Origin of the sequence: Faecalibacterium sp. An121, assembly GCF_002160915.1 — a bacterium.
Lineage (GTDB): Bacteria > Bacillota > Clostridia > Oscillospirales > Ruminococcaceae > Faecalibacterium > Faecalibacterium avium.
The window spans coordinates 1-14,941 of record NZ_NFLM01000008.1; the positions used below are offsets into that span (position 1 = coordinate 1).

12 protein-coding genes and 1 pseudogene are annotated in these 14,941 nt (G+C 63.2%); 1 reads left to right on the plus strand and 12 read right to left on the minus strand.

Annotation, left to right across the window (positions count from 1 at the left end; translation table 11 throughout):
• Positions 1-256: 256 nt before the first annotated feature.
• The 11 genes from B5E66_RS05885 to B5E66_RS05940 form a co-directional block, all read right to left on the minus strand.
• Positions 257-931, minus strand: a complete 675-nt coding sequence (locus B5E66_RS05885) for a sigma-70 family RNA polymerase sigma factor (RefSeq protein WP_087229990.1) — start codon at positions 929-931, stop codon at positions 257-259.
• A 25-nt stretch (positions 932-956) separates the two neighbouring features.
• A complete protein-coding gene (spoIIAB, locus tag B5E66_RS05890) occupies positions 957-1,400 on the minus strand; it encodes an anti-sigma F factor (RefSeq protein ID WP_087229993.1) in 444 nt (147 codons plus the stop codon).
• On the minus strand, positions 1,397-1,735 hold the full coding sequence (locus B5E66_RS05895) for an STAS domain-containing protein (protein WP_087229997.1): 339 nt from the start codon (positions 1,733-1,735) through the stop codon (positions 1,397-1,399). Before B5E66_RS05895 ends, spoIIAB begins: the two co-directional genes overlap by 4 nt.
• 100 nt (positions 1,736-1,835) lie before the next feature.
• Positions 1,836-3,140: a folylpolyglutamate synthase gene (locus tag B5E66_RS05900; RefSeq protein WP_087230000.1), complete on the minus strand. Its 1,305-nt coding sequence runs from the start codon at positions 3,138-3,140 to the stop codon at positions 1,836-1,838.
• Between the two features lie 22 nt (positions 3,141-3,162).
• Complete coding sequence (locus tag B5E66_RS05905) at positions 3,163-3,669, minus strand: VanZ family protein (RefSeq protein WP_087230003.1); 507 nt, start codon at positions 3,667-3,669, stop codon at positions 3,163-3,165.
• 11 nt (positions 3,670-3,680) lie between these two features.
• Positions 3,681-6,383, minus strand: coding sequence for a valine--tRNA ligase (locus B5E66_RS05910; RefSeq protein WP_087230006.1), 2,703 nt, complete (start codon positions 6,381-6,383; stop codon positions 3,681-3,683).
• 665 nt (positions 6,384-7,048) lie between these two features.
• The gene (locus B5E66_RS05920) at positions 7,049-8,425 is read right to left on the minus strand and encodes an aldehyde dehydrogenase (RefSeq protein ID WP_087230012.1); all 1,377 of its coding nucleotides are present in this window, start codon (positions 8,423-8,425) and stop codon (positions 7,049-7,051) included.
• A 173-nt stretch (positions 8,426-8,598) separates the two neighbouring features.
• Positions 8,599-9,747: a lactaldehyde reductase gene (gene fucO, locus B5E66_RS05925; RefSeq protein ID WP_087230015.1), complete on the minus strand. Its 1,149-nt coding sequence runs from the start codon at positions 9,745-9,747 to the stop codon at positions 8,599-8,601.
• 135 nt (positions 9,748-9,882) lie between these two features.
• On the minus strand, positions 9,883-10,698 hold the full coding sequence (rhaD, locus tag B5E66_RS05930; RefSeq protein WP_087230018.1) for a rhamnulose-1-phosphate aldolase: 816 nt from the start codon (positions 10,696-10,698) through the stop codon (positions 9,883-9,885).
• Positions 10,699-10,702: 4 nt separating this feature from the next.
• Positions 10,703-11,965, minus strand: a complete 1,263-nt coding sequence (locus B5E66_RS05935) for an L-rhamnose isomerase (protein WP_087230022.1) — start codon at positions 11,963-11,965, stop codon at positions 10,703-10,705.
• 30 nt (positions 11,966-11,995) lie between these two features.
• Positions 11,996-13,474 carry a rhamnulokinase gene (locus B5E66_RS05940; RefSeq protein ID WP_087230025.1) on the minus strand — a complete coding sequence of 493 codons (1,479 nt, stop codon included), beginning with the start codon at positions 13,472-13,474 and terminating at the stop codon, positions 11,996-11,998.
• A gap of 157 nt (positions 13,475-13,631) precedes the next feature.
• Between B5E66_RS05940 and B5E66_RS05945 the strand changes: the two genes are divergently transcribed.
• On the plus strand, positions 13,632-14,600 hold the full coding sequence (locus B5E66_RS05945) for an AraC family transcriptional regulator (RefSeq protein WP_087230028.1): 969 nt from the start codon (positions 13,632-13,634) through the stop codon (positions 14,598-14,600).
• Here the strand turns inward: B5E66_RS05945 and B5E66_RS05950 are convergent.
• Positions 14,592-14,908 (minus strand): annotated as a pseudogene (locus B5E66_RS05950) (L-rhamnose mutarotase). The gene B5E66_RS05945 and the pseudogene B5E66_RS05950 overlap by 9 nt on opposite strands.
• Positions 14,909-14,941 lie beyond the last annotated feature (33 nt).

The following is a 14,941-nucleotide window of genomic DNA, read 5'->3' on the forward strand; positions in this document are numbered from 1 at the left end:
ATTTTAAGTGTTTCCAACACTTTAAAGGTTCCGTTACAAGTATTCGATATTGTTCAATTTTCAAGGTCCTGCGCCGCGCTGTCTTTCGACCGGCGACCTGTTTATTTTACCACATCCGCTTTTGCTTGTCAAGCTCTTTTTTTCATTTCTTCTTGACGCAGCCTGGCATCTGTGCGGCGGCATCGTCCGCCGTGGAAACTATTTTATCACAAGTTGCATCAAATTACAAGGGGAATTTACATTTTTTCTCAAAAAATCATCCGTCCAGCAGTTTTTCACGCATCAGCTTCAAAATTTTCCGTTCTCTCCGAGAGATCTGCACCTGGGTGGTGTGCAGGAGTTTTGCGGTATCGCTCTGGGTGCGCCCACCATAAAACCGAAGCCGGATCAGCTGCTGATCTTCTTCCGGCAGAGCCGCCAGCACTTCCTCCAAACTGATCCGGTCCGCCAATTCCTCCTCAGGAGAATCCACCGGGATATCCATTTGCCGGTCCTCCCCGTCATCGTTTTCAGGGGTCAGGCTCATGGCGGGCATGGAGGCCCGGATGGCAAGCGCCACGGCTTCCGGACTTTCGTTCAGTTCCTGGGCCAGCTGCCCCACCGTCATCTCAGTACCAAACAATTTCATATGGTGCTCCCGGGCGGCATTGATCCGCAGCCCCAGCTCCTTGATGGAACGGCTGACCTTCACCGTCCCCCCATCCCGGAACAGCTTCTTGATCTCCCCCAGGATCACCGGCACCGCGTATGTGGAAAAGCATACGCCCCGGCTCTCATCAAAGCCGTCGCAGGCCTTGATGAGTCCCATACAGCCGGCGCTGTACAGGTCGTCGTATTCGATCCCGCGCCCCCGGAACCTGCCTGCACAGGAGTGCACCAGTCCTAGATTCTTTTCAATGAACGCGCTGCGCCGGGTCTTGTCCGATACCATACCATGGCCGCCTCTCTTTTATAGATTATGTATCCTCCCCTTTGGCGGTCAGACGCTTGGTCATGGTCACCCGGGTGCCCCGCGCCGGATGGGAAGCCACCCGCACGCCATCCATAAAGCTCTGCATCACTGCAAAGCCCAGGCCGGACCGTTCCTCGGGGTCGCCGGTGGTAAAGAGAGGCTCCATGGCCTGGGCGATATCAGGGATGCCCACACCCTTGTCCGCGACCGTGATCCGCACCCTGCGGTCGGGGTAGACCGACACCGTCAGGACGATCTGTCCCACCCGGTCGGGATAGGCGTGCACGATGCAGTTGGTCACCGCTTCCGATACAGCCGTCTTGATGTCGGCCAGCTGGGGGACGGTAGGGTCATAGCGGGCCAAAAAGGCCGCCACAGCCCCGCGCGCATATGCTTCGTTGACACTGAGGGAATCGAACTGGATGCGGGTGGTATTCTCCGCTTTCATGACTGGACGCCTCCTTCTTCCTTTGCATTCTCCTCGGAGCTGGTGCAGGCGATCTGCGCCAGGGAAAGCACCCGCCGCAGCTGGGGCGGCGCGTGCTGGACCTGCAGCCTGCCGCCCAGAGCCCTGACTCGCCGCTGCCGGCCCAAAATCAGCCCCACCCCCGAGGAATCCATAAACCCTACCCCCGCAAAATCCATCACCAGAACCCGGGGGCTGCGGCAGACCAGGGCGTCATCGATGCGCAGCCGCAGGTACTGGGCCGCGTCGTGGTCGATCTCGCCTGACAGATAGGCATAAAGGGTATCCCCTGCCGCGCTCAAGCTCACATTCGCCATCGCATTTCACACTCCTTTTCAAAAAAGAAAAGATCCCATACACTCTGTTACCAGTGTACGGGATCTTCGGTTCTGTTTTTAGTGAAGTATGTCGATACGCTCAGATCCGGCGCTCCGCCCGGGCTTCCAGCAGCTGTTCCGCCTCCAGGGCAAGTTCCTCACTGCCGCAGACCAGCACGCCGCGGCCTCCTGCGGCCTGGGCCTGTTCCATCGCCTCGGACAGGTCGGGGCACACTTCCACCTCAAAATGAAAGCGCGCCAGATCGGCTAGTTTTTGGGCCAGGCCGGGGTCGGCCCCGCCGGGCACCGTCACATAGAGCTTGTCGATGGGGCCGCCCTCGGACATGCCGGGCATCTTTGCCTTGTCCCTGGTCTGTTCGTCGGGCAGCAGGCCGTTTTCCAGAGTGGCAAAAAAGTCCGCTGCGCCTTCCTCTCCCCGCAGCCCGATGACCGCGTTGAGATGCCGCACCTTAGCCAGCTGCAGCACCCGCACCAGGGCCGCCGCCTGCTGGGGCGTGCGGCAGGCATCCAGGATCATCAAGGGCCGCTGGGCCATGATCCGGATGCTGCTGCGGTTGCGCACCCCGGCCAGGCCCGCCAGGATGGCTTCATCCTGGATATCGCAGCCCCTGCGCCAGAGCGCCAAAGCCAGTTCCACCGCGATGGCTGCGTTGCCTGCGGCGTGCAGGCCCGGGAAGTCCGGGGAGATCTGGTAGCCGCCGTAATCCATTTGGGCGGCAGTCCCCTCCCCGCCCTCGGGAATGGTGATATCTTCTTCCTCCGGGACCACCAGCTCGCAGTCTGTTTTGCCCGCCGCCACGATGATCTCAGTCAGGGCGGGCTTGGGCTGGCCGGGGGCCGTGACACAGACCGCACCCTTGCGCATGACGGCGGCCGCGTCGTGGGCAAGCCGCTCGATGCTGCGCCCGGTGCCGTCGGGGCCGATGTGAGTCACCGCACAGGCAGGCACCTGGGGCAGCGCGCCGGCCAGGGCGCCGTCGGCCGCCTCCACCACAGCAAAGGTACAGCCCGCCGCCTCAAAGCAGGCGCAGGCAGCCGCCAGCTCCGCCGCTCCGCGGGACAGCAGGGTGGTGTCCAGGATGCGGTCCGCCGCCCCGGTGTAGGCATCGGGGCAGACGTCCGCGGCAGGGCGGCCGTCCAGGGTGATCCGCTGTGAGAGCGGCCGGGCACCCGCCTGGTACAGACCGGTGGCAAAGCCCGCCGCTGTCAGGATACCCGCCGTCAGGCAGGCCACCGCCGTCTTGCCGGCCGTGCCCGCCACCGGCAGGTACTGCACCCGCCCCGCCTGGGGCAGGGCCGCCCCAAAGTCCTGGGGCGTATCGAATCCTTCGGGCAGGGAGGCAAAGAAAGCGTCTGCCTCGGGGATGGTGTGGATGGTGGACATGGTGTGTTCCTTTCTGGCCTGTTCAGCCGTGGCGGGACGCAGGCCTGCGCCGGCCCAGCAGCAGCCCGATCAGCCACAGCAGGGCCAGGGCCAGAGCCATGCCGGTCACTACCCCGCCAAAGTCGATCCATATATCGGTCACCTGGCTGCTGCGCCCGCCCGAAAACAGCTGGATGGTCTCATCCGTCAGAGCCGTCAGCAGGCCGGCCAGCGCGGGCCAGCTGATGAACCGCCAGGCGTGTCCGGTGACCGCCCGGGTGGTCAGCAGCAGCAGGAATCCTTCCAGGCTGTATTCACAGAAGTGCGCCGCCTTGCGGACGGCGTGTTCGGTCAGACTGGCGGCAGCGCCGGGATGCCCCAGGCGCCGCAGCAGTTCCTGCAGGGTGCGCAGCACCCGCTGGCTGGAGTTCGATGAGACGCGGGCGGGCTGCATCGAGTTGGAAAAGATGAACCAGATCGTCCCCGCCAGGGCCAAAAGCAGCAGTCCCCCTATGATCAGCTGCCACAGCTGCTTGCGTTTGATGGTCATAGCCTTGTCCCTCAGCCCAGCGCCCGGATGCTCTGCTGGATGTTGGCCAGCTTATCCTGGCTGCGGGCAGCTTTGGCGCGTGTCTCCTCCACCAGAGCGGCGGGAGCCTTCTCCACAAATTTGGGGTTGGCCAGCTGCTTTTCAAACATGGCCAGCTCCTTCTCCGCCTTGGCCAGCTCCTTGTTCAGCCGGGCCAGCTCCTTGTCCCGGTCGATCAGCTCCATCATGGGGATGAAGCCGCGGGCCGCGTGGGTGGACACCTGCACCATGCCGTCGGTGCTGCCCTCGTATTTGGAAGTGAAGGTAACGTCGGTGGCAAAGGCGAATTTGGCCAGATACACATTGGCCTGCTGGAAGGGGGCGGGGTCCGCCGTCTCGATCACCATGCTGGTGCGCTTGGCGGGGTGGACGTTCATCTCGGTGCGCATGGTGCGGACCGCCTTGATGTAGTCCATCACCTTTTCAAAGGCGGCTTCCTCCTCCGGCCAGCTGTGGGCGGGGTCTGCGGTGGGCCAGGCGGCGGTCATGATGGTCTCGCCGCTGCCGGGCAGGGCCTGGTACAGCTCCTCGGTGATGAAGGGCATGAAGGGGTGCAGCAGTCTGAGAGCCTGGTCCAGCACATACACCAGCACCCGCCGGGCGGTGTCGGCCTGGGCCGCATCCCCCGAGTTCAGACGGGGCTTGGCGATCTCGATGAACCAGTCGCAGTAGACGTCCCAGATAAAGCTGTTGATCTTGGCGGCGGCCAGGCCCAGCTCATAGTGGTCGATGTTGTCGGTCATGGCGCCGGCCACCTGGCTCAGTTTGGTCAGCACCCACTTGTCGCTCATATCCAGCATCGCGCGGTCGGGCAGGCCGGGGACAAAGTCCTCGGGCAGATTCATCAGCACAAAGCGGGTGGCGTTCCACAGCTTATTGGCAAAGTTGCGGGCGGCCTCCACCTTCTTTTCACTGTAGCGCATATCGTTGCCGGGGGTCGAACCGTCCACCAGCATGAAGCGCAGCGCGTCGGCGCCGTACTGGGCGATGACTTCCAGCGGGTCGATGCCGTTGCCCAGGCTCTTGGACATCTTGCGGCCCTGGCTGTCCCGGACGATGCCGTGGATGCACACGGTGTGGAAGGGGGCTTCGCCGGTGTAGGCCAGGCCCGAGAAGATCATCCGGCTGACCCAGAAGCCGATGATGTCATAGCCGGTGACCAGGGTGTCGGTGGGATAGAAATATTTCAGGTCCTCGGTCTCCTCCGGCCAGCCCAGGGTGCTGAAGGGCCACAGGGCCGAGGAGAACCAGGTGTCCAGGGTATCGGGGTCCCGGGTCAGATGGGTGCTGCCGCACTTGGGGCACGCCGCCGGGGCCTCCTTGGCCACCACGGTCTCGCCGCATTCGTCGCAGTACCAGGCGGGGATCTGATGGCCCCACCACAGCTGGCGGCTGATGCACCAGTCCCGGGTGTTCTTCATCCAGTTCATATAGTTCTTGGTGAAGCGCTCGGGCACAAAGCGGATCCTGCCCTTTTCCACCGCCTCGATGGCAGGCTTGGCCAGGGGCTCCATCTTGACGAACCACTGACGGGATACCATCGGCTCAATGGTGGTGTGGCAGCGGTAGCAGGTGCCCACCTCATGCTTGAGGGGCTCCACCTCTTTGAGGTAGCCGCCGGCCTCGAGGTCGGCCAGGATGGCCTTGCGGGCTTCCAGGGTGGTCATGCCGGCGTATTTGCCGCAGTCCAGCACCCGGGGCTCGTTGACGGTGTTCTTGCCCGCCTCGAACAGAGCGTCCGCAGCGGCTTTGTCGGCGGCGCCGGTCATGTGCCCGTCGTAGGTGAACACCCGCACGATGGGCAGGTCATGGCGCAGCCCCACTTCAAAGTCGTTGGGGTCGTGGGCCGGGGTGATCTTGACCACGCCGGTACCCTTTGTCATGTCGGCGTGCTCGTCGCAGACGATGGGGATCTCCTTATTGAGCAGCGGCAGGATGACGTGGCAGCCGTGCAGATGGGCATAGCGGGGGTCATCGGGGTTGATGGCCACAGCGGTATCGCCCAGCATGGTCTCGGGGCGGGTGGTGGCCAGCTCCAGCATCTCCCCGGTCTCCTTGACCGGATACAGAAGGTGCCAGAAATGGCCGTCCTGTTCGGTGTACTCCACCTCGGCGTCCGAGATGGAGGTATTGCAGTGGGGGCACCAGTTGACCATCCGGTTGCCGCGGTAGATCAGCCCTTCCTTGTACAGCCGGACGAACACCTCACGCACTGCGTCCGAGCATCCTTCGTCCATGGTGAAGCGTTCCCGCTGCCAGTCGCAGCTGCTGCCCAGCTTCTTCAGCTGGCTGACGATCCGGTTGCCATAGCGGACCTTCCAGTCCCAGGCCCGCTCCAAAAAGCCGTCCCGGCCCACCATCTCTTTGGTCAGGCCCTCTTTGGCCATGGCTTCCACCACCTTGGCCTCGGTGGCGATGGATGCGTGATCGGTGCCGGGCACCCACAGGGCCGCATACCCCTGCATCCGCTTGGTACGGATCAGGATATCCTGCATGGTGTTGTCCACCGCGTGGCCCATGTGCAGCTGGCCGGTGACGTTGGGGGGCGGCATCACGATGGTATAAGGCTTTTTGTCGGGGTCAGCCTTGGTGTGGAAGTAGCCCCCATCCTGCCAGAACTGGTAGATCCGGTCCTCCACCTGGCTGGGGTCGTACTGTTTTGCGAGTTCTTTCATCAAGCAACCTCCAGAGTATCATCAAAAATCCGAGCTTGTGGGGACAACAAAAGCCGCCCCACGGCGAACCATGGGACGGCTGAACCTCGAGCCGCGGTACCACCCAAATTGCGCCCATCTCCATGATGGGCCGCCTCTTGATGCCCCGGTAACGTGGGGCAGGCCCGAGGACAGCTGCCGAAGGCCCATAGCCGGCCCGCTCACCGTCCCTGCTCAGGAGTGACAGCCCGCCCCCCGACCCTGCCGGCTTGCACCTGGCCCGGCTCTCTGAAAGGGCGGATGGGGCGTACACTCTCCCTCAATGCATTTAGACAGAATAAAGATAGCAGGTTTCGTGCAGTTTGTCAATACGCCGCTTCACCGCGCTCTTTTTTAGAAAGGCAGACCGGTCTCCTATTTTCCCGCCTTCCGGAAAAAGCGCGCCAGAAAGATACAGCACAAAATCCCGATCCCAAAGGGGACAGCGCAGATGAACGCCGTGCTGGGCGGCGCGCTGTACCCGGCGTACCGTCCGCCCCACTGCAAAGCACAATAGTTATATGCGACCACCGCACACAGGATGTCGGAGAGCAGGATCGCGAGGGCCGCAAAAAAGCGGCTTATCTTTTTCATATGCCTTCCACCTCTTTCACAGCAGGTCTGTAAACATCGGTATGCGTTTCGGCTCACCGCAGGAAAGCCCGCACCAGCTTGTCCCCCAGCGGGGTATAGGGCTGATAGCGGATGGGCAGATCCAGGCTGCCCCGCACCAGCACGCTTTTCTCATGGGTGAAGGTGTCGAAGCTGCGCTTGCCGTGGTAGCTGCCCATCCCGCTCTGTCCCACTCCGCCAAAGGGCAGGAAGGGGTCGGACAGGTGCATGATGGTGTCGTTGACGCAGCCGCCCCCATAGGGCACGGTGCGCACCACCCGGCTGCGGACCGCGCGGCTGCGGGTGAACAGGTAGAGGGCCAGGGGCTTGGGCCGGCTGCGCACAAAGTCCAGGGCCTCCTCCAGACGGCGGTAGGACAGCACCGGCAGCAGCGGGCCGAAGATCTCCTCCTGCATGGCCGGCTCCCGGGGCGACGCGTCCTCCAGCAGCGCCGGCGCGATGCGCCATGCGTCTGCGTCCCGTTCCCCGCCCCAGACCCGGGACGCTCCGTCCAGCAGCCCGCACAGCCGCCGGAAATGCTTTTGGTTGACAATGCGGCCATAGGCGGGGTTCTGCAGCGGGCGCGGCCCGTACTGCCGCCGGATCTCCGCCTTGATCCGGGCCGTCAGCTCCTCTTTCACCCGGGCGTCCACCAGCAGGTAGTCGGGCGCCACACAGGTCTGCCCGCAGTTGAGCAGCTTGCCAAAGACGATCCGCCGGGCGGCCAGGGCCAGGTCTGCGTCGGCCGTGACGATGCAGGGACTTTTGCCTCCCAGTTCCAGGGTGACGGGAGTCAGATGGGCGGCGGCCTTTTCCATCACCATCCGGCCCACCGCCACACTGCCGGTGAAAAAGATGGTGTCAAACGCCTGGTCCAGCAGGGCGGTGTTCTCGGCCCGGCCCCCTTCCACCACCGTCACATGGCCCGGCGGGAAAGATTCCCGGATCATCCTGGCCAGCAGCGCCGAGGAAGCGGGGGCGTAGGCCGAAGGCTTGACCACCGCGCAGTTGCCCGCCGCCACCGCCCCGATCAGGGGCTCCAGCGTCAGCAGGAAGGGATAGTTCCAGGGGGCCATGATCAGCGCCACCCCATAGGGTTCGGGCACCCGGACCGCCAGCCCCGGAAAGTTGGCCGCCCCGGCCAGACGCACCCTGGGCTGCGCCCAGCGGCGCAGATGGGCGCGGTGGTCCCGCAGCTCGGCCAGGGTCAGGCCGGTCTCGCACATATAGCTTTCCTGGGGGCTTTTGCCCAAGTCGGCCTGCAGCGCCGCCGCAATGTCCTCCTGATGGGCCCGGACCGACCGTTCCAGCCGCCCCAGAGCGGCCAGACGGCAGGGCACCAGCAAGGTGCGCCCCTCCGCAAAGTAAGCTTTCTGCCTGCGGACGATCCTCGCAATTTCTTTTTCCTGCATGGTGTGCTCCTTTCCCGATGAACGGCGCGCTGTGCCGTGATGTTCCGGATACTCCTATCATACCCCAAAACGGCCCCGCAGGCAACCATATGACAAAAGAGCGCGCCGCAGATCCCGCGGCGCGCCCCTTCTATGTTTCTGCGCCCGGACGGGCGGCCTTTATTTTGCGGCCATCACAGCTGGCTGCGGTACAGCTCCACGATCTCCTCCACGCTGGTATCGCGGGGGTTGCCGGGACGGCAGGCGTCGGCATAGGCGCTCTGGGCCAGGAACTCGATGTCCTCCTCCTTGAGGATGCCGTGGAGGTTTGTGGGGATGCCCACATCCGCCGACAGCTGCTTGACAGCGGCGATGGTGGCGTCGGCAGCCTGCGCGTCGTTCATCTTATCGATGTCCATCACGCCCATGGCCTCGCCGATGGCGCGGTAGCGCTCGCCGGCCACCTCCTTGTTGTACTCCAGGCCCACCGGCAGCAGGATGGCGCAGGCCACGCCGTGGGGGGTGTCATACAGGGCGCTCAGGCCGTGGGCCATGCTGTGGACAATGCCCAGGCCCACATTGGAAAAGCCCATGCCCGCAATGTACTGGCCCAGAGCCATCCCCTCCCGGCCTTCGGGGGTATTCTGCACGGCGCCCCGCAGGCTGCGGCTGATCAGACGGATGGCCTCCAGATGGAACATATCCGAGATGACGCAGTGGCCCTTGGTGATGTAACCCTCGATGGCGTGGGTCAGCGCGTCCATACCGGTGGCCGCGGTCAGGCCCTTGGGCATGGAAGCCATCATATCGGGGTCCACCACAGCGACTTCGGGGATGTCGTTGGTATCCACACAGACGAACTTGCGCTTCTTCTCCACGTCGGTGATGACATAGTTGATGGTGACCTCGGCGGCGGTGCCGGCGGTGGTGGGCACGGCGATGGTGAACACCGCGTGCTTTTTGGTGGGGGCCACGCCTTCCAGGCTGCGCACATCGGCAAACTCGGGGTTATTGATGATGATGCCGATGGCCTTGGCGGTATCCATGGCAGAGCCGCCGCCAATGGCCACGATGCAGTCGGTGCCGGCCGCCTGGAAAGCAGCCACGCCGTCCTGGACGTTCTGGATGGTGGGGTTGGGTTTGATCTCACTGTACACGCTGTAAGGGAAGTTTGCAGCGTCCAGCAGGGCGGTCACCTTGCCGGTAACGCCAAACTTGAGCAGGTCAGGGTCGGAGCAGACGAAGGCCTTGGTGCAGCCCCGTGCGGTCAGCTCGGGGACGATGTTCTCGATGGCGCCGTGGCCATGATAGGAAATGCTGTTCAGAACGATGCGGTCAGCCATGGTAATAACTCTCCTTTGCTCGTTTCGGCGGGCCGGGCCGTCCGGCCCCGCCTAGTATATTTTTATAGTAACACAACGTTTGCCCCGAAAAAAGCGGAGACTGTTTCAGACTGGAACACTCTCCGTTTTTTTCTTTCACAGGTCCAGGAAGTCCCTGCGGTAGTTGACGCCGAAGTATTCCGCCAGCTGCTGCATCTCGCTGTCCTTGATGGTGTTCACCCGGGGCAGATGGGCGGTCAGCATATAGATCTGAGCGGCCTTCTCCACCGTCTCGATGAGGCCGAAGGTCTCATCCAGGGTCTTGCCGGCGCCATAGATGCCGTGCATCCCCCAGATCACCAGCCGGAATTCCTTCATCTTGGCGGCTGTGGCCTCCCCGATGGAGTTGGTGCCGCAGAGCATCCAGGGCAGCACGCCCACGCCGTCGGGGAACACCACGATGCACTCGGTGCACATCTCCCACAGGGTGTGGGTGAATTTCTTTTCGTCCAGCTCGTGGACGTAGTTCATGGCCAGGGTGTAGGTGGGATGGCTGTGCATCACCACACGGTTTTCGGGGTCCACTTCCAGCCGGGCCATGTGGCTCATCAGATGGGCGGGCAGCTCGCTGGTGAATTTGCCGCCGTCCTTATACCCCCACAGCAGCTCGGCGGTGGTGCCGTCGGCGGCGATGCGGATGATCCCGAGGTTGGTCTCGGGGTCATTCTGTACATTTTTGAAATACTTGCCGGTGCCGGTGACGATGAAGTATTTGCCGATCAGGGGCTTTGCGTCAAAGCCGGTGGGGATGGTGCGGATCACCCTGGTGGTGTCCAGGTATTCCGCCACCTCCTCTTCCCGCAGCAGGTAGCTGATGTTGCCGCCGTTGCGCTCGTCCCAGCCCAGGCGGTACATATTGGCGGTGGTCTGTTTCATTTCCTCCACAAAGGGGGCAGTCAGGATGTCTTTCATGGTCTCAACCTCTCTTGCTCAGCACATTCTTTTCGTATTCCATCACCTGGGAGAACCATTCCCCGTCCACAGGCTTGCCGCAGCGGCGGCAGTACTCGTCCCACACTTCGCCCAGGGGCATGGTCTTGAGCTGCTCCTGTTCCACCATCAGCCGGGTGAAGTCCCCCTCGTCCTGCAGCCGTTTGAGCAGGGAGCCGGGCTGCAGCAGGGCAAACAGCAGGGCTTTTTGCAGGTTGCGGTAGCCGGTCACCCAGGCCGAGATGCGGTTGATGGAGGCGTCAAAGTAATCCAGGGCGATGTGCACCCGTCCGTCCAGGCCGCCGCAGCGCACGATTTCCCGGGCGATCTCCCGGGTCTCGTCGTCGTACAGCACCACATGGTCGGAATCCCAGCGGATGGGCCGGGTGACATGGAGGGCGATCTCGTCAAAGAAGGTCAGCAGGGCGGGGATCTTGTCGCTGACCACCTCGGTGGGGTGATAGTGGCCGTTGTCCATCAGCGGAATGCATTTATCCTTGTGCATGGCCGCATACAGCAGGCTGAATTCCCCGCTGCCCGCGGTGTAGGCCTCCACTCCGATGCCAAAGACCTTGCTCTCCACGCAGGGCTTGACCTTGCTGAAATCATAGGGCTGGGCCAGGATGGCGTCGATGGAGTCGCGGTAGCGCTCCCGGGGGCCCATCCGGTCGCCCGGCACGTCCTTGAAGCCGTCGCCGGTCCAGATGTTCATGACGCAGACGTCGTTCAGCTGCTCGGCCAGATACTGGCTGATCCGGATGCAGGCGCGGCCGTGCTCGATCCAGAAGCGGCGGGTCTCCTCGTTGGGGCTGGTGAGGGTCAGGGGGTCGCACTTGTCATGGGAGAAGAAGGTGGGGTTGAAGTCGCAGCCCAGGCCCCGTTCCTTGCAGAACTGCACCCACTTTTCAAAGTGTTTGGGCTCCAGCTTGTCCCGGTCCGCCCAGCCGCCGTTGTCCTTGTCAAAAATGGCGTAGCTGGCGTGCAGGTTCATCTTGGGCTTGCCAGGGATCAGCGCCAGCACCTGATCCAGGTCGTCCATCAGCTCCTGGGGGGTGCGGGCCCGTCCGGGATAATTGCCGGTGGTCTGGATGCCGCCGGTGAGGGGCTTGGAGGGGTCGCCGTCAAAGCCGCGGACGTCGTCCCCCTGCCAGCAGTGCAGGCTGACAGGGACCTGTTTCAGGGTCTCGATGGCGGCCTCGGTGTCCACGCCCAGGGCCATGTACTTCTCTCGTGCTTCGGAATAATGCATCAAGTTTTCCTCCTTTGTACGGGTGTTCTATCACACTGCCTGTCCGGGCAGTATCTCATGGATATCAAAGCTCCTGCGGATGCAGCGGCGGGCGTCGGCCAGGTCTGCCAGCTCCCCTGCGCCGATCAGCTGCACCGCCAGATTGCCAATGGCAGTTCCCTCCACCGGCCCGGCATAGACCGGCAGGCCCGTGGCCCGGGCGGTCATCCGGTTCAAATACATATCCTGGCAGCCGCCTCCCACAATGTTGATGCTGGTGTACCGGGTGCCGGTCAGCTCCTCCAGGCTGCGGATGGCCTCTTTGTAGCAGGCCGACAGGCTGCGGTACAGGCACTGCATCAGCTGGCCCACCGTGCCGGGCCGGGGCTGGCCGCTGGCGGTACAAGCGTCCTGCACCGCCGCGATCATGCTGTCCGGCGCCAGGAAAGCGCTGTCGTTCACGTCCACCACCGAGGGGAAATCCGCTGCCTCCTCGGCCGCTGCGATCAGGTCGGGGAAGGACCACTGCCGCTGCCCTGCTTCCACATCCAGCTGCCAGGGCGCGGCGGCCTTGCCCGCCACATAGCCCTCGCCGTTCAGTTCCCGCCGCACCGACTGGATCATCCACAGACCCATGATGTTTTTCAGGTAGCGGTAGCGGCGCCAGGCCCCGCCCTCGTTGGTGAAGTTGCAGGCCCGGCTGGCTTCGGTGGTGATGGGAGCGGGGTTTTCCACCCCCAGCAGGGACCAGGTGCCGCTCGAGAGGTAGACCGCCCGGTCATCCCGCGCGGGCACCGCCAGAAAGGCCGAGCCGGTGTCATGGGTGGCCGGCAGCACCACCTGCGATGCAAAGCCCGCCTGGGCGGCGATATCGGGCGCCAGCGGCCCCACCACCGTTCCCGGCATGGACAGCGGCCCGAACAGCGCCCGGGGCAGCCCCAGACGGTCCAGCAGCTCTCCGTCCCAGCAGCAGTCCCTGGCGTTGACCAGGCCGGTGCTGGTGGCGTTGGTGTACTCCTGCTTTTTCACCCCGGTGAGCAGGTAGTTGAAATAGTCGGGGATCATCAGCAGGCTTCCGGCCCGGGCCAGCTGGTCCGGGTGTTCGGCCTGAAGGGCCGCCAGCTGATAGATGGTGTTGAAGCTCTGCTTCTGGATGCCGGTGTGTGCGTACAGCTCCGCCGCCGGGATCAAGCGCTCCACCACGGCGTCCATCCCCTCGGTACGGCTGTCCCGGTACGCCACCGCGTCCCCCAGCAGCCGTCCTTCCGGGTCCAGCAGCACAAAGTCCACTGCCCAGGTGTCGATGCCGATGGTGGCAGGGATCTTTCCACGTGCGCGGCAGGCCTTCAGCCCCGCCAGGATCCCCTGCCACAGCAGCTCCAGATCCCAGCAGTCGTGGCCGTTTCGGCGCACCTGCCGGTTTGCAAACCGGTGTACCTCTTCCAGGACCATTCTGTCCCCTTCCAGCCAGCCAAGGATGCACCGTCCGCTGGACGCCCCAATGTCGATGGCCAGATGATAATTGCCCATAAAAAATGAACCGCCTCCTTGCAGCTTTGTCTCATCTGCTGCAAGTATAGCGGTTCGGAGCATTCTTTGTAAGGACGCCGCCGGGATAAAAACAGGGACCTTTCTTGCAATGTCGGCCGGGCTGTGGTATGCTTGTAGCCAGAAGGAGGAGACCGCCATGAACCAGGCTCTTTTGGCCCGGCTGCGCCAGATCACCGATGAGGAACGCGCCATCCTTGCAGGGGACGGCACCGTCCAGCGCAGCCTGTACACCACCCGCCACGAGTTCGTGGTGGACAGCGCCCGCCTGCTGGAAAAGGGCAAACTGATCGAGATACGCCCCCACACCCGGTTCGTTCATTTTCCGCGCCACCGGCACAACTATGTGGAGCTGATCTATATGTGCAGCGGCTCCACCACCCACATCATCAACGGCACTCAGAAGGTGGTGCTCCAGACCGGGGACCTGCTCTTTCTCAACCAGGCGGTGTACCATGAGATCCTGCCCGCCGCCCAGGACGATGTCGCAGTCAACTTCATCATCCTGCCCCAGTTCTTCGACCGCAGCTTTGCTATGCTCCAGCAGGAGAACGTCCTGCGGGACTTTCTGGTATCCACCCTGTCAGGGGAGTCCGCCTTTGCAGGCTATCTGCACATCCGCGCCCATGACATCCTGCCGGTGCACAACCTGCTGGAGAACATGATCTGGACGCTGCTGGAGAACAAGCGGGGCGTCAACGACCTGAACGAGACCACCATGGGCCTGCTGCTGCTCAACCTGTCCCTGTTTGCACAGGACATCAACCAGGCCGGCCCCGACCGCATGGACGAGAACACCGTCTTTGCGGTGCTGCAATACATCGAAGCCCACTACCGGGACGGCACCCTGGCCGACGCGGCCGCTCTGGTGCACCGGCCCGCCTACACCGTCAGCCGTCTGCTGACCCGCCATACCGGCCAGAATTTCCGCCAGCTGCTCCAGCAGCGCAAGCTGCAGCAGGCAGCCTACCTGCTGAGCCATACCCCTCTGCCGGTGGAGACCATCCTGGAGAACATCGGCTACGAGAACAGCAGCTATTTCTACCGCCGCTTCCGGGCCCGATACGGCTGTTCCCCTGCCGAATACCGGGCAGGCCGGTCAGTCTAAGCGGAACACCTGCTCCAGCTTGGGCTGCGCCCCCGTCTCGGGGTCCATCTCAAGCTCGAGGATATCCTTCATGTACTCGTTCCAGCGGGCCACCACCGGGCTCTCTGCCTGCACCTTTTCGGCGTAGGCCACCCCTTTGGCGCACTCATAATAGCCGAACAGCTCGCCGTTGACATAAAAATGCTGTAGTTGCAGATGCCGGCCTCTTTCAGCACCTGGACCATTTCGGGCCAGATCGCATCGTGCCGCCGCTGGTATTCCTCTTTGCAGCCGGGCTTGACCCGGCCCTTCCATGCCATGTGTTCCATTGTGTCCGCCTTTCTCTCTTTGTTTTGTCTGCT